The organism is Pedobacter sp. ISL-64 (assembly GCF_018613605.1).
In the GTDB taxonomy this organism is placed as follows: domain Bacteria; phylum Bacteroidota; class Bacteroidia; order Sphingobacteriales; family Sphingobacteriaceae; genus Pedobacter.
This window is the reverse complement of sequence record NZ_JAGGPU010000006.1, coordinates 708,559-729,526: the sequence shown is the minus strand read 5'-3', so window position 1 is coordinate 729,526 and position 20,968 is coordinate 708,559. Positions and strand designations below refer to the sequence as shown.

Here is a 20,968-nt window from a genome sequence, read left to right as displayed (position 1 = left end):
AATACGTGTTAAAATCATCGTTCTATCTGGCTTCTTATAAACCTAATTTTGGTCATATTACTAACTAAACTGAATACAATGACCAGATTAAAGATTACTTTGTTCATTTTGACTATGCTCTGTTGCATGCAGATTTATGGTCAAACGTCGCTAATTAGCGGCAAAATTACAGATGCGTCGGGGCTGCCAATCCCAGGCATATCGGTAAAAGTTAAAGGAACGGCTATTGGCACCTCTTCCGATGCGAAAGGGATCTTTTCAATTAAAAGTGCAAATCCAGCTACACTGGTTTTTAGTGGAATTGGTTATACAACCAAAGAATTTGCTTATAGCGGGCAAAGCAACATAACCATAACATTAAGTGAAGACCAGCAAAGCCTGAATGAGATTGTAGTAACTGCCTTAGGGGTGAAACGTGATAAGCGAAATTTAACCTACAGCTCGCAGGAGGTAAAAGGCGATCAGATTACCCAGTCGAAAGAGCCTAACCTGGTAAACGCATTGGCAGGTAAAGTTTCTGGTGTGCAAATTACAAGTTCGTCGGGTACACCGGGTAGTTCATCGCGTATTGTAATCAGGGGTGCAAACTCCCTTTATGGTAACAATGAGGCTTTGATGGTAATTGATGGTATTCCGGTTAATAATGATGAAACTGGTAACCTCAACTCGGGTCCAGGTACAAACCGTATTGCCGATCTTGATCCTAATATTATTGAAAGCATTAACGTGTTAAAAGGTGGTGCTGCAACAGCGTTATATGGATCTGATGGTGCAAAAGGAGTAATTATTATCACAACAAAAGCAGGTAGCCTGAATAAAAAGCCTGGTATTAGCTTTTCTTCTTCTTTTTCAATGGAGAAACCGCTGTTGCCAGAAATTCAGAATAAATATTCTCTTGGCTCAAATGGCGTATATTTTGATGGTGTGAACCAAAAAACAAGTACATCGTGGGGAGCAAGAATGGATACCTTAAAAATTAACGGCCAGCCTGCACAGGTATATGATCAGTCTGATTTATTCTTTAAAACCGGAAAAACATATACTAACACAGTAGCCATAAATGGAGGTGGAGCTTACAACTCTTATTTTATATCGTATACCAATTTTGCGCAGGATGGAACGGTACCTAGCACTTCGTTCGACCGGAATACCGTTTTTGGTAAATTCACCACACAAATTGTTAAGGATCTGAATGTTACTTTCTCCTTAAATTATGCCAATACCAAAAACCGTCGGCTACCTGAAGGTTATGCCTTGGAAAGTCCGGTGTGGACCATTTTTTCTGCCCCAGTTTCTTACGACCTGCAACCTTCGGTAAACCCTGATGGAAGTCAGCGTTTATATCGTTTCTCGCGCAATAATCCTTACTGGGTGTTAGATAATATTAGCAATACATCAGTTGTGAACCGTTTTCTGCCAACATTTACAGCCGATTATAAACCCTTAAACTGGTTAACCATTACTGAGCGTTTTGGAGCCGATGTTTACGTAGAACAAGGTAAATACACCGAGTCTTTACTGTCGGTCTCTAATCCTAACGGAAGAATTGTAAATAACAATACCAATTTCAGACAGTATAATAATGATCTGATACTGAACGCCAACAAAAGTTTTGGTGATTTTAATGTCGAAGCCTTACTGGGTAACAACCTCATTTCAACATATTCGCAAAATGGCTATGCCAATGGCTTAGGAATCACGATTCCAGGTTTTAATAATATCGGTTCTGCCTCGACTGTTAAATTTACAGAAACCAGTTACCTTACACGGAAAATAGGCTTTTATCTGCAATCTAATATCGATTATAAAAAGTTCATTATCTTGTCTTTAACAGGCAGATACGATGGTACTTCGGTTTTGGCTAAAGACAACAGATTTTATCCATACGGTTCGGCTGCAACAAGTTTTATTTTCTCTAATTTCTTTTCTAACGGCCTTTCTGAAGTGATGAACTTTGGTAAGTTAAGGCTTTCTTACAGTACGGTAGGTAATGCAAGCATAGGTCCATATAGTTTGCTTACTCCCTACGAATCGCAAACGATTAGAAATACTACCTTTCCTTATCAGGGACAATCGGGTTTCTTAATCAGCCAGGTACTTAGCGATCCAAACCTGAAAAATGAACGTATTAACGAGTTTGAAGTTGGATTAGAAACCGGTTTCTTTAAAAACCGATTAGGCATTGAGCTTACCTATTTCGATAAGCGGACTAAAAATGGCATTATTCCGTCGGTGGCTTTGGCGCCATCTACAGGTTTTAACGCAACCAGTGTAAATTCTGCAGCTATGCGCAACCGCGGCATAGAGGTTCTGTTAAATGCGAAACCAGTTTCGACCCCGGATTTTAGCTGGGATTTAACGATAAACTACAGCAGAATCAGAAACAAAGTGCTTTCTATTTACAAAGACCTGAAACAGGTTGGCAATGGTTTCACCTTTATTTTTGTTAACCAGCCTTACGGTGTAATTTATGGTACCCGGTATGCCAGAAATGCGGCTGGCCAGTTGCTTACTGATGATGGAGGCCTTCCTTTTGCCGCCGATGAGCAAGGTATAGTTGGAGATATTAATCCGGATTGGATGGGCGGTATTGTTAATAATTTCAAGTATAAGCAGTTTACGCTTAGTTTCTCTTTTGATATGAAAAAGGGTGGAGATATTCAGAATAACGTAGATGGTTATGGCTATTTTTATGGTACACCTAAAGTTACCGAAGATCGTGGACCACGTATAGTTGAGGGTGTAAATGCCACAACAGGCTTGCCAAATACGGTTTCAGCTACAGGACAAGCTTATTATCAACGTGCTAACAGTGTTCTCGAATCAGTAATTCAGGATGGAACCTATGTTAAATTGCGAAATGTAAGTTTGGGTTATAACGTTAAACCGGGCTGGTTACAAAAAACACCTTTCAAAACCATCGGATTTCAGGTAACCGGACGAAACCTTTGGATTTACGCGCCACACTTTACTGGTGGAGATCCGGAAGTAAGTTCATTTGGTTCATCAAATGGTTCGCAAGGGATTTATTCGTTCTCAACGCCAACATCAAGATCTGTTGATTTTAGTTTGAAACTTACCTTATAACCCTTAACAATTAGAAAGAAATAACATGAAAAAGATATATTTTATTTTAGGCTTTGCCCTTATGGTCGCAGTAGCCGGATGCAAAAAATACCTGGATGTAAATGAAGATCCAAACAGACCGATTGATGTTAAAGAATCGCTCATGTTACCACCTATACAAATGCTGATTTCGCAAAATATCAATGCATCGGGCGACGGGAATTTAAGTGTGGTGTTGCAACAATATTTGCAGGTAATGGCACTCAACCAGGTGGCACCAAATTTCGGTACTTATCTGATGTATAATGTCGATATGGATGGCGACTGGAACAATGTGTACGTAAGAACATTAAACAACCTCAATTTATTAAAGGTTAAAGCTGTTGCCAACGGCAATTTTAATTACGGTGCCATTTCTAAAATTCTTACAGCTTATACTTTGGGTTATGCTACAGATGCCTGGGGTGATCTTCCTTACAGTCAGGCTTTTTTAGGGGTAACACAGCCAACTCCAGCGTATGATAGTCAGCAGCAGATTTATGTTCAGATTCAAGCTTTACTGGATGATGGAATAGCTGATATTGCAAAAAATGCCGGCCTTAAACCCGGAAGCGACGATTACATTTATGCGGGCGATATGGCAAAGTGGAGAAAATTGGCTTATACTTTAAAAGCACGTTATTACATGCACCTGAGTAAAGCACCTGGAAATACAGCTTCTGGACAGGCACAGCTGGCTTTGACTGCACTAACTAATGGTATGCAGAGCAATGATGATGATGCTAAAATTGCTTTCAGTGGTGCAGCAGGGGCAGAAAATCCATGGCAGCAAAATTTTCTACCAGGTACCACATTTGTGCTTGCCAACACCTTTGTTGATGCTTTTACTACCAGAAACGATCCAAGATTAAGCAAAATGGTTAAACCTGCCAAACAAACCGGTTTATATACTGGCCGGCAGATCGGTTTAGACGAAATTGGAAGTCTGGAGGCTTACTCAATCCCTGCCGATTTTTACGCGGGTGCCAATGCCAATAATTATCTGGTAAATTATACCGAGGCATTATTTATAAAAGCCGAAGCCACGTTGGTGATATCTGGTTTTGCAGCTGCGCAACCTATTTATCAGGATGGTATCAAACAGCACATGACTAAGGTGGGGGTGAGCACAACTGATATGGATACCTACATTGCTTTGCGGGGAACACTCAGCAGTACAAATGCACTACGTTTAATTATGGAAGAAAAGTCGGTTGCAAACTTTCTTAATGCTGAAAATTATACAGATTGGCGCCGTACGGGATTCCCAGCTTTGACTAAAGTTAAAAATGCACTCTCTGAAATTCCGAGAAGGGTACTTTACCCAAATACCGAAATTACAGCAAACCCACAATCGCAACAAAAGGCTAAAATTACCGATAGGTTATGGTGGGATGTTAATTAAATAGGTGCTGGTTAGTTGATCATGTTGAGGATATCCGATTGGGTATCCTTTTTGTTGTAAAAAAAAGCGCCAGTTCTCTAGTTGAAAACTGGCGCTTCTTAATTATGTAAGACAAGTTATTAATATTAATGACCAAAAAAGAGGGTGTATCATAAAGACAATTTCTCGGCAGATTTTGTCATGTTGAGCCCGTCGAAACACATAAAAGTGTATTTAACTAAGTCCTTCGACAAGCTCAGGATGACAATTTATATTTATGATACACCCTCTTTTCTGAAATATGCTCATGTTTAGCGCTTAAAATCTTACGCCAAAGGTTAAGAATACGTTGTTTCTATTGCTTTTAACATCTGCAACAGGCTCGCTGTAATCATCTAATAAATACGGACTTGAACTGAAGTTTGTTTTGTAGTTCTGATACGCTAAATCGAAATAATAGTTATCTATGCGGTATCCAATTCCACCAGTATAGTATTGTCCCTGGTAAAACTTATGCGAATGGTATAGGCGGCACCACTGTTTATCAGGGATGTACTGATCAGGGATCCAAACCCAATATCATCCTTTTAAAAGGTGTTAATCTTCTCAAAGAATTTTATGTATTGGATATTACCAATAAAAATGAACTCATCAATTTCGCGACTGTTTATTGGAATTGTCAGGTGTTGGTTAACGGTGAAACACCCTTAGTTTTAATGCCGACGATTTAACAGAGCCGTTTAAAATTATTATACAGGCGTAACGGATAGGGGAGTGGTTTATCGGGAGAAGGAGATTATGGTTAGGAATAAATAAAAATTATTATTTGTGTGTTATGAAATATATACTAACTTTTTAATCTTGATTCTTATGGGTATATAAGAAGTTCAATTATCTAATTTGTTAAATAATTGAACTTCAGCTTTAATTTATAATATTAAAATTGCCTTGGTTCTATCGATAAAAATATTTGTCCACAGCTCACCTCATTAGTTACATATTCTTCTGTGGTGACGGTGTTTCCATTTCTTCCAATGTAAGTCTTCGTGTCCTTTCTTAATATAACAGGTGACCCAAATTCTAGTATCCCTTCACCTAATTCATCAGAGCCAGTTGTTGTTACATACTCAAATGTATTGGAAGAGGATGTTTCTTGAGTTGCACCAGCTTTAAGCCCCACTTTAACTACTTCACCAAAAGTAGCTTCATAATTAAAGTTTGTTATAAATTTAGCAGTTTCATTGTAAGTCTTTTTTGAGGTCGCAGAATCATCAAATTCACTTACAATAAATTTCCAGGCTGCGCCGTAATTCTCAAGATCCCAAGGAATCAATTTTTCATTTATGAAATAATCTTTAGGTTCAAGTCCAATAATTTCATAAACTGGATTACGGGGATTGCCCGTTTGTTTGGTAATTAAGTTATAAAGGTCTGATCCAACAGCTGAAATATTTTTATTCAATTGAGTTCCTGCTCCATTTTTAGCATTTATTAAAATGGCTATCCTAAATTCAAAAAAACCGTCGGTCCAATCTTTGATTACTGGATCTCCGTTTCTTGGAGGCCTTGGTGTTACAAATTTATTTAAGTCTTTAGGATCTTTAGGCTCATCTGATATTTTAGCTAGATTACCATCTGCCATACGAATTGATACAATATATTCTGATACCCGATTGTTAAATTTACCTTTCACAATACCTGCGTTTGGATTTAATCCATAATAAATATAATCTCTATGCCAATCTAAATTTACATTATATGCATCAACTACTTTTTGGTCGATATTAAACACGTTTGTAAGTGGTGAACCGATTGCTTGGGTAGATACAGATCTGCTAATTTTTGAATTAAGGTTTAAAGGCAACCCACTGCTGCTAATTGATGAGGGTGGAGTTAGATTATTATTTGTTCCATCAAAGGCTTGATCTACAAAGTTATATTTTAACTCACCTTTAGAAAAGAATTCCAGTGTTTTTGGGCCATCTTCCAGCATTCTTGCATTTCCACTGGCTGAAACAGCTACCCGTTCATTTTCTTTGACTACAACGACAGGAAATCCAGGGAGATATCCTGAAGGTATATTGATTATTTCTCCTTTCTCATCATAAATACTAATTTGTTTAAAATTTTTATTCTCAGGAGATACTGCAACTTTAGGTATTTCTGTAACAGGATTCCAGGAACCGATAGAAAAATTGATTACTTCAGGTACCATTATGGTTAGTGTCGGAAGGTTTTTAATAGCGTTATCTAATTCAGTCTTGGAGCTAGCGTACTGTGATAATACTTGATAAAATGTTTTTCCAGAAGCTATTTCGTTATCCTTCACCATTTGAAAAAGAACATCATTGTCCATGTCAAATTGTTTTAGTGCTTCTTTTTTGATAAACGTTCTTAAGGCTGGCTCTTTTTCTAAAGCAATTGCTAGAGTTTTGGAAAAGATGGTTTTTGAATCTTGTCTTTCTACTATGGTAGATGATGGAAGTAAAAAATCCTGTTTAATTTCTTTCTTGCATGAGAATAGGAGCGCGAGAATCGCTAAATAATAGATTTTGTGTTTCATATTAGGTTTTTGTTTTTAAACTACAATGATAGTTAAAAAAATCTAATATGTATGTTTAATTATTTATTTAATGATTTTTTAACATATTATTTTGTATAATTTATTATATTAATAGTTGTATGTCTTCTGTAATTCATAAAAAAAAGATTATGATATTTATGGCAAAAAAAAGGCCACAAAATTTTTAAATTTTGTGGCCTTTTTTTGTTGAAACTAAATTTAAAATCTTACCCCAAAAGTTAAGAATACATTGTTTCTATTGCTTTTAACATCTGCAACAGGTTCAGTATAATCATCTAACAGGTAGGGGCTAGAGCTAAAGTTTGTTTTGTAGTTCTGATACGCTAAATCGAAATAATAGTTATCTATGCGGTATCCAATTCCACCAGTATAATACTGACCCTGGTAAAATTTATTGTCGCCGCCTTTAACACCATTTCCATTTACCCCGTAACCAGCTCTTAAGCTAAACTCGTTCGTCACTTTTACTTCCGCACCAACCCTATAGTTAACTGCTTCTTTATAAGATTCTTTAATAAAAGCATTGTTGCTATTGATTGTTGAAAGATCAGAACCGTTAGAATCAGAAAAACGCATAGAGGCATAATCTACATAATCAACATCAGCTGAGATTAATGCCGTACCAGCAATTACATAGCTGATACCTGCAGATGCTTTTAACGGTGTACGTAAGTTGTAACTGAAAGAATAGTATTGGGTGGGGTTATTTGATTTGTTTGGCGCTGTTGAAGCATTACCCGCAGTAGTTGCCTGTAAAGTTTCGCTGGTATTATCTTCAATATTCATCCAGGTTGGTGTTTGAAAATTCAAACCGATTCTTAATTCGTTTACCGGCCTGAAAATAGCACCTAGTTTTAAATTAAAACCACCGCCTTTAGTCTCCTGATTTCTAAAGTGGGTAAGGTTGTAATTTTCGTTTCCGTTATATGTCGGTATGGCGTCACCATCATTATATGAGTTAACAATGCCAGATTCGGTAAATGTGGCATCGCTGGTATATTTAACATTTACAAAACTCGCTGTTGCACCAATATATACCTTGTTGCCAAAATTTAGCGCGCCAGCCACATTAAATTCGGAGGTAGAGCCTAAACGTGCTTCATCCCAATTTTGATTAAAGTTAGTGCCTGATGGTTCTGCAGAATATTGATTAGGAAACGCTGGTGTATTTTTATTAATTAAATAGCTATTATAAGCATCACCAGCTATACTATTAGAAGTCCCATAATTATTGGCTTGTTCAGCATAGGAGTTCCTGATTGAATTGTTTTTGTTAATACCACCATAGTTAATGTTATTTAAAAAATCGTTATTTCTCGTATAGCTTAAGCCGAATACCGTACTTACCAATCCTTTATTTACATCAGCTCCCTTTATTCTTGCCGCCGGACTGTAAAATACAACGCCAATGTTATTCAGATTAATCTGGTTTTTATCAGCTTTGGTATTATTGCCCAGGTATGCGCTATTGTTTGATACAGAATTAAATTCAGGGGTTAAACTAAACTCAGATTTGGTAAATAAACCCAATCCGGCAGGGTTTGCGTTAATTGAACCAATATCACCTCCAACTCCGATTTGTGCACCGCCCATTCCCTTAAAGCGGGCAGAACCACCATAATTGGTTTGAGAAAAGCGGAATGCATCAGGGGCGTAACTTTGGGCGTACGTTGTTCCCATAGCAGCTACTGTAGCTACTAGTGAAGCTAAAATATATTTTTTCATGTTGTGTGTTTAAATTTAAATTAACCTCTTCCTGCTCTTGATGGTCTTGAACCGCCACCACCGCCGCCGGTTGAACCACCGCCACTATTTCCGCCGCCATTTGATGGTGGTGGTGAATAACTAGGTCTGCTTTCGGTTCTGGTAGGTGGAGTATAGGTTTCGTTTCTGGTAGGCCTGCTACTTTGTGTACCTTGAGGACTATAATTATCATTCCTTGTAGGTCTGCCAGCTTGCGAGCCCTGAGGTTGTGCATAGCTGCCATTACCTTGGTTTCTGCTTGGTCTTCCAGCATTAATATTTGGAGCATAACCTACACCATTTGGATTTGTAACACCAGATCTGCTCGGTCTGCCCACATTTCCAGCGTTTCCGTTTCCATATCTTGGCGTTCCTCTATCATCACTTCCAGGTCTTGGTCTGTTATAACCTCTATTGGTATATACACCGCCACCATAATATCCGCCGCCAATACCCCAGCCTCCGCCGTAGTATCCACCGCCGCCCCAACCGTAACGATCGTAATAGGAGTTAGGTCCCCAAGAATTCCAACCATAAGGATTGTTGTAACCGTAACCAAAGTTGCCATAATAAAATGGGTTGCTCCAGATACTGCCGTAGCCATAGCCAAAATTACCGCCCCATGCACCTAAGCCATAGCCGTTACTCCAGCCACCTAAGCCATAACCTAAATAATTAGAGTTTCCGTAGCTGCTTCCGTAATAATAATTATCAAAATATGGGTCGTAGTAACCTTGAAAGCTGTAACCATTATAAAAACGGTTTATTCTAGATGAGTAATCCATATCGTAATAAGGATTACTTGTTCCGTAATATTCATCATATTCTTCCTGTCCCTGAGCCTGATATTGCTGGCCTTGTCGGTTCTGGGGTTGAGGTGCTGTTTCAACCTCCCTGGCTTTCGCCACAGAATTATAAACATCATCAGCTGGCTTAGTTTGAGCCAGTTTTGATGTAGCGCATGATGCCACCAACCCTGCGGCGGCAATCATAACAATGGGTAAAAATTTAATTGGTTTCATTGTGTTTATACTTAGTTGTGTGTGTTCACGAATTTAATAAACAAGTTTCAAAAGTAAAAAATATTAACTATTTATTTAGTCAAAAAATGGTATAAAATAATTGATATTATTTTGTTAATCGTTTGTAGGCATAAATTTATAAATTTGCCGTTGGATTTTACACTTTTTAACATACAAATTACGTTCCAAATACATAAGATGAGCAAAGAAATTACAAGTAGAGAAGCAGATTATTCCCAGTGGTATAATGATATAGTATTAAAAGCAGATTTAGCAGAGCATTCTGCCGTGCGTGGTTGTATGGTTATAAAGCCAAATGGCTATGCTATATGGGAAAAAATGCAGGCTGTTTTAGATAAAATGTTTAAGGATACAGGCCATCAAAATGCCTATTTTCCATTATTCATTCCAAAGTCATTTTTCTCTAAGGAAGCTTCTCACGTTGAGGGCTTTGCGACAGAATGTGCGGTTGTAACGCATTATCGGTTAAAGAATGACGGTAACGGAAATATTGTTGTAGATGAAACAGCTAAGTTAGAGGAGGAATTAATTGTTCGCCCTACATCCGAAACCATTATTTGGAATACTTATAAAGGATGGATCCAATCGTACCGTGATTTACCAATATTAATCAATCAATGGGCGAATGTGGTAAGATGGGAAATGCGTACCAGGTTATTTCTGCGTACAGCCGAATTTTTGTGGCAGGAAGGACATACCGCACATGCTACTGCAGAAGAGGCGATTGAGGAAACAGAACGTATGTTGCATATCTACGCCGATTTTGCCGAAAATTGGTTGGCAGTTCCGGTAATCAGAGGCCGTAAATCGCCGAATGAACGCTTTGCGGGTGCTTTAGATACTTATTGTATTGAGGCCTTAATGCAGGATGGTAAAGCTTTACAAGCAGGTACATCTCACTTTTTAGGCCAGAATTTTGCTAAAGCTTTTGATGTTAAGTTTACTGGTAAAGATGGAAAATTAGATTATGTATGGGCTACTTCATGGGGTGTTTCTACACGTTTAATGGGTGCTTTGATTATGGCACACAGTGATGATTCTGGATTGATTATTCCACCAAAATTAGCACCAATACAAGTGGTAATTGTTCCGATTTATAAAGGTGATGAGGATCTGGCGAGAATTTCTTCATACGTTAATGAACTAACCATGCGTTTAAAAGGTTTAGGCGTTTCGGTGAAATATGATGACAGGGATACACAACGCCCTGGATTTAAGTTCGCTGATTATGAGTTGAAAGGTGTGCCAATCCGTATTGCTATTGGTGGTCGCGATTTAGAAAATAAAACAGTAGAAATTGCCCGTAGAGATACCAAGGTGAAACAAACTGTACCTCAGGAAGGATTGGATATTTACATCATCAAACTATTGGAAGATATTCAGCAAAGCATGTTCAACAAAGCTTTGGCTTATCGCGATGAGCATATTACAGCAGCCAATAGTTACGAGGAGTTTCAGGAATTGTTAGATACCAAAGCTGGTTTTATTTCAGCGCATTGGGATGGAACACCAGAAACTGAGCAAAAGATAAAAGAAGAAACAAAAGCAACCATTCGTTGTATTCCTTTAGATAATAAATTAGAAGATGGCGTTTGTATTTATTCAGGAAAACCATCTATCCAAAGGGTACTGTTTGCAAGAGCGTATTAAACAGTCTTGAGTCGGGAGTTCGGAGTCGAGAGTCTCCTTGCTATCGCCTTAAAAATAAATTTAAAACCGTTTTAGAAGGATTGAATCTTCTGATGAACGATTTAAATATTAATGTAAAATAGTATCGGAGATATAGGTGTTTTGAAATCTTATCTCGATACTTGGTAATCATCAATCTTGATACTTTAAAAATGAAATTCGCAACTAAAGCTATACATGCAGGTCAAGAGCCTGATCCAACCACAGGTGCTGTAATGACACCGATATATCAAACCTCTACCTATTGGCAGAAATCTCCTGGAGACAATAAAGGCTACGAGTATTCGAGAGGAACAAACCCAACACGTAAAGCTTTGGAAGATTGTTTAGCTGCTTTAGAAAATGCCAAATATGGTCTGGCTTTTTCGAGTGGAATGGGGGCAACAGATGCCGTATTGAAATTATTGCAGCCTGGCGATGAAGTGATTACCGGAAATGATTTGTACGGTGGCTCATACCGCATCTTCACTAAAATATTCGCCAAGTATGGGATTAAATTCCATTTTCTGGATCTTTCTAAGCCAGAGAATATGTTGCCATACATCAATGATAAAACGAAACTGGTTTGGATTGAAACACCTACCAACCCAACCATGCAGATTATCGATATTGAAGGGGTGGCAAAAATTACAAAAGAGAAAAATTTAATCCTTACCGTTGATAATACATTCGCATCACCTTATTTACAAAACCCGATTGATCTGGGCGCTGATATTGTGATGCATTCGGTAACCAAATACATTGGTGGCCACTCTGATGTGGTAATGGGTGCTTTGGTAACAAATGATGAACAATTGTATAAAGACCTTTGGTTCATTTACAATGCCTGTGGTGCAACACCGGGTCCGCAAGATGCTTTTTTAGTATTGAGGGGTATAAAAACGCTTCACCTTCGGATGAAAGCACATTGCGAAAATGGAGCGCGTATTGCACATTACCTAAAAACACATCCAAAGGTTGATAAAATTTATTGGCCGGGTTTTGAAGATCACCCTAATCATGATGTAGCTAAAAAACAAATGCGTGGATTTGGCGGTATGATTTCGATTACCTTAAAAGGTGCTGATCTGGAAGAAACTTTTAGAATCTCTTCTAATTTTAAAGTATTCACATTGGCTGAATCATTGGGCGGGGTAGAATCACTAATTAACCATCCAGCAACGATGACACATGGCTCTATCCCGAAAGAAGAAAGAGAGAAAGTAGGTGTTACCGATAACTTACTCCGTTTAAGCGTTGGGGTAGAGGATATCGACGATCTTTTAGAGGATCTAGCAAATGCATTAGCATAATATTCGAGCGGGCAGATAAAATATTTGCCCGTTTTTTGTAAAGCAAATCCTATTCTAAAATTAATGGAAGCCCGGCTTTGCACTAAATCTTTTTTGCTTAGGTATCTGCTTTATTAAATTAGTGAAAACAAAAAAGGATACCGTTTCAATCCGGTTTAAAAGGCAACAATTGTGCTGCTATTTACGTCTTAAAAAAAGCTAACGATGCAATTTCTTGAGTTAAAGAATTTTCTGGATAGTAAAGTAGAACAATACAATCAGCCAAATTTTATAGCAAACGATCCAGTTTGTATTCCGCATCTTTTCGATAAAAAACAGGATATAGAAATTGCGGGTTTTTTTGCTGCGGTTTTAGCCTGGGGGCAGCGGAAAACTATTATTAATAAATGTAAGGAACTGCTGGCCCGTATGGATAATGCGCCCCATGATTTTGTTGTCAATCATACCGATAACGATTTAAAACGCCTGCTGAACTTTAAACACCGCACGTTTAACGATACCGACTTACTTTATTTTATTTCGTTTTTTAAGCAGCATTATCAAAACTTCGATAGTTTAGAGCAGGCGTTTGTACCTAGGCAAGATGTTTTTCGGACTGATTATTTAGAAGTTTCATCTATAAAACCTGAGATAACATATGCCTCGGAAGTGTGCTGTGCTGCTGAGCTTAACTTCTCGATAGAGCAGGCATTGAACCATTTCAGGCAGTATTTTTTCTCCTTAGAAGATTTTCCTCACCGCACGAAGAAACATATCTCCTCGCCAAAGCAAAAATCTACCTGTAAACGTTTAAATATGTTTTTGCGGTGGATGGTTAGGATAGATCAAAAAGGTGTTGATTTTGGCATCTGGAATATACTTCAGCCAAAAGATCTAATCTGTCCCTGTGATGTGCATGTTGATCGGGTAGGACGCTCGCTTGGACTGATTAATAGAAAGCAGACCGATTGGTTAACTGCAATTGAATTAACCGACAATTTGAAGCAGTTCGATCCCTCAGATCCGGTGAAGTATGATTTTGCATTATTTGGACTAGGTGTAGAAAAATTGCTTTAAAGTTTGAGAATTGAGAAAAGTCAAAAAAAAGTTCTTTTTTCAATTCAATCTTCCTATACTTATACTTACGTAGTGATCCTGCTGCGGTTAGCAGGATTATGTCTATCCCAATGTTTCGCTATGATCGCAGTTAATTTATCTGATGAAGATAGGTGGAAGAAATATAATAATTTTTCTCCTCTAGTCTCAATTTTTAAGAAATTCCATCCGCTTAATGATGAAATAGAAAAGCGGATTAACCAGCATACCTTTCCGATCAGCTACAAAAAAAATAAATACCTTGTTTCCCCTGTAGACCGTAACAAATTCCTTTTTTTAATTATTAAAGGCGTAGTTAGGGGTTTTATTAAGGATGGGGATAACGAGATTACCACATGGATTGCCAAAGAGAATGAAATTGTAGGTACCATACGTAATTTGTGGATAGATGGCGATTCGGAGGAGTATTTACAGGCATTGGAAGATGTAGATTTAGTCGCTATCCCACATGCATTGTCAGAATATCTTTACGAAAATTTTTCCGAAGCCAATATTGTTGGCAGAAAGATGATGGAATTATATTACCGTTCGGCAGAGGAACGTGCTTACCTGTGCCGGATTTCGTCAGCCGAAAAAAGATACAAACGGTTTTTGCTCTCATTCCCTGATTTAATTAACCGGGTTTCTTTAAAATACATTGCTTCTTTTTTAGCCATCAGGCTCGAAACATTGAGTAGAATTAGGGCTAAAATTTAATTCTATATTATTTTCTTGTTTTTAAAGTAATGGATTTGACATTTTAACAAGTCTTAAGTCCTTTAGTGAAAAGGAAATAGTACCGTTGAGCAAATAACTTTATACAGCTAAAACCGCATTATTACCTTATCGCCGGCCTTGTTTCCGCTTTTGGAAGATTTTCAGGTTAAACCTTCATTCCTGTTAAAAGATCACCGCGGAGGCCCCACAAGTTTGGATCTGAATGCATTTTGATGATCAAAAATTTTATCTGGGTAGGCGGTTCGTGCCGCACAGGAGTAAAGCTGTATGATAAAAGCTATTTGTAGCATCATCTTACACCTAGCAACTCGGACGTAGCAGCAATAGAGGTTTTTCCATCTGATAAACTCGGGGCCGGCTATGGTTGCGATTTCTCACTCGGTCCGCTACAGGCATATAGCAGCGCTACAAATGAGATTTTCGAGTCGTATTTGTTCATTAAGCAAAATGTGAGATTGGGAACCTTAAGATGTTTTAAACAAAACTTTAAAGTTGTGTATTATAATATTTACACATTTAAACGAAAAATTAACTACAATTGCGTACAAAAAAATAACTTTTTATTAACTTGCACAATATTCTTAAAATAATGAAAACAAAAAATGCCGTAAGTACTTTTACTGTGCTCATCGCTGATGATCATGAGATCATCCGCCGTGGATTAAAAGGTTTAATATCAGACTTTTGGCCTGGTGTCGAAATCATTCATGCATCTACCCTAGAGCAGGCGCTTGTTGAAACAGAAAAATCGCCGAGTTTAATCATCATTGATGTAAACTTGCCAGGAGGTAACAACCTCAAGGTAATCGATCAGATTAAATTGGTTCAGCCAAACGCAAAAATCTTGGTATTTTCATCTTTGAATGAGAATATTTATGCTGTTCCGTATTTAAAATCGGGTGCATCGGGTTACTTAACCAAAAATGCAGAAGAATCAGAAATTGTAACCGCTATTACTACGATTTTAGCAGGCAGTCGCTATTCGAGTAGAAATGTTAAGGAAAACATGTTCAACAGCATATTAGGTAACGACGCCGACAATCCTTTTACCAAACTTTCGGGTAGAGAATTAGAAGTAGCAGAATTACTAACAAAGGGGATTGGGGTATTAGAAATTTCTAATCAGCTAAATCTTCAGATGGGTACAGTAAGTACTTATAAGTTGAGACTTTTTCAAAAGCTGAAAATAAAAAGCATTATAGAACTTGCTGAAAAGATGAGTATCTATGAAAGATAAAAAGAGTATTTTACTCTTTTTATCTTTTCTAAGTCTTTTTGTTTTTATCGACAGTACCGAGCCCACTCTCTCCTGATTCGTTAGGTGTGGAGCCAGCCTGACCAAATTTATCTGAAGAACCCTTTCCGTTTTGATCGAAGGAGGCCTTTCCCTTTGAGCTTCCTTTATTTTTACGCTCTTTTTCCACTGCGTTTTTATTGTCTTTAGCTTTCATAAGATAAATGTTTATTACTATCTCAACATTTAAAAACAGTCAAAGTTTTAATATTCTGATGAAAATCGGGGGCATTTTTGTTTCATGGCCGGTGATCTGCGGATTATTTCCACTGACACTTGTACTAATATCCCATAGCTGCCAATCAGTTTGTCAGTCTGAGCGTAGTCGAAGACCTTCTTTGCCATATAAATATATGGCCATATGAGCTTATATTTTCTTCAATGCCTTATATGGTTAAAAATGTCTCTGTTACGGTACATGCAACTCGCCCTATGGTTGGTGTCCTCACCAACCATCAATCGGCTGCGTCATTCCTATCAAATAAGTTCCTATGGATCAACCTAAGGAATTGGGAGCCTAATTCCATGCTTTTCCGTAGCAAATCCTTCGAGCAAACTCAGCATAATAAAGTGCAGTATATGAAAGCTAAATTTATTAGTATTTTGTTTGAAATTAATCCTGCTAAATTTTCTTTAAAACTAAAAATATTAGTATTTTTGATCTCAATCATCCTTATAATACGAGAATGGATAAAGAAAGGCAGATTATTCATATGGATCAGGATGCATTTTTTGTATCGGTAGAAATCAGAAAAAACCCCAAGTTATTGGGTAAACCCGTAATTATCGGCGGCGGCGGCGATAGGGGGGTGGTAGCCTCTTGCAGCTACGAAGCACGCCAGTACGGCATACATTCTGCAATGCCCGGCAGAACGGCAAAATTGCTCTGCCCCCAGGCTATATTTTTAAAAGGCGATATGGAAGAATATTCCAAAGCTTCACACGATATTACCGAAATTATTGCTGATAAAGTTCCCCTTTTTGAGAAAGCCAGTATTGACGAGCATTATATCGATATGACGGGCATGGACCGCTTTTTTGGTTGCATGAAATTCGCGTCAGAGCTCAGACAAAACATTATCAAAGAAATGGGCTTACCGATTTCCTTTGGCCTGTCGATCAATAAAACCGTAGCCAAAATTGCCACGAGCGAATCTAAGCCTGATGGCGAACGGCAGGTTACTTTTCCTGAATTGCGGCCCTTTCTCGATCCTTTGGCTATCCACAAAATTCCGGGTATTGGCCATGCTACCTATAAAAAATTAAGCGAAATGGGTGTCCGCGAAATCCTTACGCTTACCCAGATCCCACAACAGCTCATGTTTAAAATACTGGGGCAGCATGGCTTAAGTTTATGGCAAAAAGCAAATGGGGTCGATCTTTCTCCCGTGGTGCCTTACCGCGAAAGGAAATCTATTGGTACACAGGCTACCTTCGAAAGCGATACCATGGATATGGCCAAACTAAAGGCCGTTATAACCGGAATGGTTACCGGCTTAACCTTTCAGCTGCGTAACCAGAAAAAATTAACCGCCTGCATTACCGTAACTGTGCGTTATACCAATTTCGAAACTGTTACCCAGCAAGAGCGTATTCCGTATACCTCGCTCGATTCTTTTTTAATCAGTAAAGCACATAGCCTGTTCGAAAAGGTGTATGCAAAACGGATGCTGTTACGGTTGGTAGGCGTAAAGCTTTCGCATCTGGTGAGCGGTTACGAGCAGATTGGCTTATATAATATTGCCGAAGAAGAATATAGTCTTTACCAGGCCATGGATAAAGTACGTAACCACTATGGTGCCGAAGCAGTGGTAAAAGCCTGTATTGTTACCCAGCCACCCCGCGATGAAACGGGGAAAATAATCAAGTACAATCCCCGCAAAAAGAAAATATTGATCGAAAACCAAACAGAGGATGAACAGCAGGAAGTAAGAAAACGATCGAAAATTAGAAGTTTTATGAGTGAAAAAGGAACAATAGGTACTAAATCTTATGATTAGCAATGTTTTTAAATGTCCATTCTTCTTATAGCCTAAAGTATGGTACGCAGCGCATTGACCAGTTAATTGCTACTGCCCGGAGTTTGGGCATTCACCAAATGGTACTTACTGATATCAATAATTCAACTGGTGCGGTAGAGTTTATTCGCGAGTGTTATAAACAAGGCATTGCCAAAGAAGCCGACGAAATACACAAAGGCAATATTCCATATCAGATTAAACCGGTAGCTGGAATCGAATTCCGGATCGATAACAGGTTGTTGTATGTGGGCATTGCGAAGAATAAAGAGGGCATGCGTGAACTGAATGAATTTTTAAGCCACCACAACATCAACCACATTCCGTTACCCAATGTTCCACCCGAAATGGAAAATGTGTATATCATTTATCCCTTTCAAAAATCTTTTAACCCATTACTAAAAGCAAATGAATTTGTAGGCATCCGTGCCAAACAGCTCAATCTTTTGTACAAACATCCGCTTTTAAAACAGAAAGAAAAGTTGTTGGTATGGCATCCTGTTACCGTTAGCGATAAGATTATCTACCGCCTGCACGAGTATTTTAGGGCGATCGAGCTCAATACACTTTTAAGTAAAGTAAACGATGAGCAAAAATGTGATCCGGATGAGTTCCTGATTCCAGAAGTAGAGCTAACCCGGCAATTTGAACAGTATCCCTTCATTGTTCAAAATACACAGAAACTGATAAACAGCTGCGATTTAAGTGTTTATTTTGAGGATGGTCCTACACCTACTTCTAAAAACAAGTTTTTTTATACTGGAGATTTCGAAGGAGATAAAAAAATGCTTCGGGAGTTGGCCGAAGAAGGGCTTAGATACCGTTATGGTGAAAATAATACAGAAGCCATTGAGCGTTTGGAGAAAGAACTGCGCATCATCGAACTTAAAAACTTCTGTGCTTATTTCCTTATTACCTATGATATTGTGCGCTATGCCATGACTGAATGCGGTTTTTACCATGTTGGCCGTGGTTCGGGCGCCAACAGCATTGTAGCTTATTGTTTGCGCATTACCGATGTAGATCCGATCGATCTTGATCTGTATTTCGAACGTTTCCTGCACGAAAAACGGACGAGTCCACCAGATTTTGACATCGATTTCTCCTGGGACGAAAGGGAGGTGATACAACATTATATCTTTGAACGCTATCCCAAATGGCATGTTGCTTTTCTGGGTACCATGAGCACTTTTAAAGACCGGGCAATTATCCGGGAGATTGGTAAAGTTTTAGGTTTGCCCAAAGGCGAAATAGATAGTTTTACAGATCCCACCAAAGAACCTGAAAATTTACTGAATGTTACTTACCAGAAGTTATTGGCCGTGTACCAATACATGAAAGGAATGCCCAACCAGCGTTCGATTCATGCCGGAGGAATTTTAATTTCCGAAGAACCGATTACCTATTATACAGCCCTGGATATGCCGCCAAAAGGTTTTCCAACCGTGCAATGGGATATGTACGAAGCCGAAGCTATAGGTTATGAGAAATTCGATATTTTAAGTCAGCGGGGTATCGGGCATATCCGCGAAGCCGTGCAGCTCATTAAAAAAAATAAGGGAAAGGATATCGACATCCACGATTTTAAAACTTTTAAAGAAGACCAGAAATTGAACGGTATTCTTAAAGAAGGACAGCCCATCGGGTGTTTTTATATCGAATCGCCGGCTATGCGGCAACTGCTCAAAAAACTGAAATGCGATAATTATCTTACGCTCGTGGCAGCCAGTTCCATTATCCGTCCGGGCGTGGCCAGTTCAGGCATGATGAAATCCTATATCGAACGGTATCACGCACCCGATAAAGTAGTATACCTCTGCGAAGTGATGAAAGAGCGGCTTAGCGAAACCTATGGGGTAATGGTTTATCAGGAAGATGTAATCAAAGTTTGCCATTATTTTGCAGGTCTAGATCTGGCCGATGCCGATATTTTGCGCAAAGCGATGAGTGGTAAATACCGGTCTAAACTGGCTTTCGATGAACTGGTGAATAAGTTTTTTGTTTCAGCCAGAAAAGAAGGGCACTCAGAAGAACTCATTACCGAAGTTTGGCGACAGATTTCTTCTTTTGCCGGTTACAGTTTTTCAAAAGCACATTCAGCCTCTTTTGCAGTAGAAAGTTACCAGAGTTTATTTTTGAAAACGTATTACCCCATGGAATTTATGGTAGCGGTATTGAATAATTATGGTGGTTTTTACAGTCGCTGGGTTTACGTGCACGAACTGCAAAAAACAGGAGCAAGGGTGCATTTGCCCTGTGTTAACCGTAGCGATGAAGTAGTGAATATAAACGGCGAAGACGCTTATTTAGGGTTTACCGGCATTCAGGGACTGGAAGAAAAAAATATCAAAATCATCCCACGCGAACGCAGGGCGAACGGCCCGTATCTCGATCTTGAAGATTTTATAAAACGGAGCTGTATTTCGCTGGAGCAAGGGATTATTTTAATCCGTTTGGGCGCCTTGCGTTTTACCGGGAAAGATCGGAAAACCCTGCTTTGGGATGTGCATAACTACCTTGGGTTTAAACAAAAAAAAGTAAATCATGCCGAGCTTTTTAAGCTGAGTTACAAAACCTATCAGCTCCCCGCCTTGGCCGATTCCGAACTCGAAAATGCTTACACAGAATTAGAGTTATTGGGATATCCGCTTAATTATAAAATGTTCGATTTTTTAAAAACACCTTATCGTGGTGATGTTATGGCGGTAGATCTGCACAAACATTTGGGTAAAACGGTAAGAATGGTAGGGAGCTATGTTTGCGAAAAAACGGTACATACCATTAAAAATACCAAAATGTGGTTCGGTACTTTTTTAGATGCCAACGGCGATTTTTTTGATACGACCCATTTCCCCAATAGCACACCCATGTATCCTTTTAAAGGAAAGGGCTGTTACCTTATTTTAGGTAAAGTGGTAGAAGATTTCGGCTTTCAGAGCATCGAGGTTTTAAAGTTTGCCAAATTGGATATTCAGATGAATCCGGTGGCGATTGATTAAAATAA

The 20,968-nt window shown here is 38.5% G+C and carries 13 protein-coding genes; 9 read left to right on the top strand and 4 right to left on the bottom strand.

Annotation, left to right across the window (positions count from 1 at the left end; translation table 11 throughout):
- The first annotated feature begins 78 nt into the window (after positions 1-78).
- Together J7E57_RS11035 and J7E57_RS11030 are read left to right on the top strand one after the other, a co-directional pair.
- On the top strand, positions 79-3,087 hold the full coding sequence (locus tag J7E57_RS11035; protein WP_215127954.1) for a SusC/RagA family TonB-linked outer membrane protein: 3,009 nt from the start codon (positions 79-81) through the stop codon (positions 3,085-3,087).
- Positions 3,088-3,112: 25 nt separating this feature from the next.
- Positions 3,113-4,510: a SusD/RagB family nutrient-binding outer membrane lipoprotein gene (locus J7E57_RS11030; protein WP_215127952.1), complete on the top strand. Its 1,398-nt coding sequence runs from the start codon at positions 3,113-3,115 to the stop codon at positions 4,508-4,510.
- Between the two features lie 916 nt (positions 4,511-5,426).
- Here J7E57_RS11030 and J7E57_RS11025 read toward each other — a convergent pair.
- The 3 genes from J7E57_RS11025 to J7E57_RS11015 all read right to left on the bottom strand — a co-directional run bounded on the left by J7E57_RS11025 (position 5,427) and on the right by J7E57_RS11015 (position 9,838).
- The gene (locus J7E57_RS11025) at positions 5,427-7,052 is read right to left on the bottom strand and encodes a hypothetical protein (protein WP_215127949.1); all 1,626 of its coding nucleotides are present in this window, start codon (positions 7,050-7,052) and stop codon (positions 5,427-5,429) included.
- A 219-nt stretch (positions 7,053-7,271) separates the two neighbouring features.
- Positions 7,272-8,798 (bottom strand): OmpP1/FadL family transporter, encoded by a 1,527-nt coding sequence (locus J7E57_RS11020; protein ID WP_215127947.1) that lies wholly within the window; start codon positions 8,796-8,798, stop codon positions 7,272-7,274.
- A gap of 20 nt (positions 8,799-8,818) precedes the next feature.
- Positions 8,819-9,838 carry a hypothetical protein gene (locus tag J7E57_RS11015; protein ID WP_215127945.1) on the bottom strand — a complete coding sequence of 340 codons (1,020 nt, stop codon included), beginning with the start codon at positions 9,836-9,838 and terminating at the stop codon, positions 8,819-8,821.
- Between the two features lie 198 nt (positions 9,839-10,036).
- Here J7E57_RS11015 and proS point away from each other — a divergent pair, with 198 nt between their 5' ends.
- The 5 genes from proS (at position 10,037) to J7E57_RS10990 (ending at position 15,889) form a co-directional block, all read left to right on the top strand.
- Complete coding sequence (gene proS / locus J7E57_RS11010) at positions 10,037-11,509, top strand: proline--tRNA ligase (RefSeq protein ID WP_215127943.1); 1,473 nt, start codon at positions 10,037-10,039, stop codon at positions 11,507-11,509.
- 191 nt (positions 11,510-11,700) lie between these two features.
- Positions 11,701-12,840, top strand: a complete 1,140-nt coding sequence (locus tag J7E57_RS11005) for a cystathionine gamma-synthase (protein ID WP_215127940.1) — start codon at positions 11,701-11,703, stop codon at positions 12,838-12,840.
- A gap of 204 nt (positions 12,841-13,044) precedes the next feature.
- On the top strand, positions 13,045-13,896 hold the full coding sequence (locus J7E57_RS11000) for a TIGR02757 family protein (protein ID WP_215127938.1): 852 nt from the start codon (positions 13,045-13,047) through the stop codon (positions 13,894-13,896).
- Positions 13,897-14,016: 120 nt separating this feature from the next.
- A complete protein-coding gene (locus J7E57_RS10995) occupies positions 14,017-14,631 on the top strand; it encodes a Crp/Fnr family transcriptional regulator (protein ID WP_215127935.1) in 615 nt (204 codons plus the stop codon).
- A gap of 610 nt (positions 14,632-15,241) precedes the next feature.
- A complete protein-coding gene (locus J7E57_RS10990) occupies positions 15,242-15,889 on the top strand; it encodes a response regulator transcription factor (protein ID WP_057934807.1) in 648 nt (215 codons plus the stop codon).
- A gap of 28 nt (positions 15,890-15,917) precedes the next feature.
- On the opposite strand, the gene J7E57_RS10985 is transcribed toward J7E57_RS10990, so the two are convergent.
- Positions 15,918-16,103, bottom strand: coding sequence for a hypothetical protein (locus J7E57_RS10985; protein WP_215127933.1), 186 nt, complete (start codon positions 16,101-16,103; stop codon positions 15,918-15,920).
- A gap of 529 nt (positions 16,104-16,632) precedes the next feature.
- On the opposite strand from J7E57_RS10985, the gene dinB reads away from it, so the two are divergent.
- Together dinB and J7E57_RS10975 are read left to right on the top strand one after the other, a co-directional pair.
- Positions 16,633-17,946, top strand: coding sequence for a DNA polymerase IV (gene dinB / locus J7E57_RS10980; protein ID WP_215127931.1), 1,314 nt, complete (start codon positions 16,633-16,635; stop codon positions 17,944-17,946).
- Positions 17,947-17,948: 2 nt separating this feature from the next.
- The gene (locus J7E57_RS10975) at positions 17,949-20,963 is read left to right on the top strand and encodes a DNA polymerase III subunit alpha (RefSeq protein WP_215127929.1); all 3,015 of its coding nucleotides are present in this window, start codon (positions 17,949-17,951) and stop codon (positions 20,961-20,963) included.
- Positions 20,964-20,968: the final 5 nt, after the last annotated feature.

Coding starts and splice junctions, on each gene's coding strand:
- dinB (WP_215127931.1), top strand. CDS start 16,633: ATGGATAAAGAAAGGCAGATTATTCATATGGATCAGGATGCATTTTTT.
- J7E57_RS11020 (WP_215127947.1), bottom strand. CDS start 8,798: ATGAAAAAATATATTTTAGCTTCACTAGTAGCTACAGTAGCTGCTATG.
- J7E57_RS11035 (WP_215127954.1), top strand. CDS start 79: ATGACCAGATTAAAGATTACTTTGTTCATTTTGACTATGCTCTGTTGC.
- J7E57_RS11025 (WP_215127949.1), bottom strand. CDS start 7,052: ATGAAACACAAAATCTATTATTTAGCGATTCTCGCGCTCCTATTCTCA.
- J7E57_RS10975 (WP_215127929.1), top strand. CDS start 17,949: ATGTTTTTAAATGTCCATTCTTCTTATAGCCTAAAGTATGGTACGCAG.
- J7E57_RS10985 (WP_215127933.1), bottom strand. CDS start 16,103: ATGAAAGCTAAAGACAATAAAAACGCAGTGGAAAAAGAGCGTAAAAAT.
- J7E57_RS11000 (WP_215127938.1), top strand. CDS start 13,045: ATGCAATTTCTTGAGTTAAAGAATTTTCTGGATAGTAAAGTAGAACAA.
- J7E57_RS11015 (WP_215127945.1), bottom strand. CDS start 9,838: ATGAAACCAATTAAATTTTTACCCATTGTTATGATTGCCGCCGCAGGG.
- J7E57_RS10990 (WP_057934807.1), top strand. CDS start 15,242: ATGAAAACAAAAAATGCCGTAAGTACTTTTACTGTGCTCATCGCTGAT.
- J7E57_RS11030 (WP_215127952.1), top strand. CDS start 3,113: ATGAAAAAGATATATTTTATTTTAGGCTTTGCCCTTATGGTCGCAGTA.
- J7E57_RS11005 (WP_215127940.1), top strand. CDS start 11,701: ATGAAATTCGCAACTAAAGCTATACATGCAGGTCAAGAGCCTGATCCA.
- proS (WP_215127943.1), top strand. CDS start 10,037: ATGAGCAAAGAAATTACAAGTAGAGAAGCAGATTATTCCCAGTGGTAT.
- J7E57_RS10995 (WP_215127935.1), top strand. CDS start 14,017: ATGATCGCAGTTAATTTATCTGATGAAGATAGGTGGAAGAAATATAAT.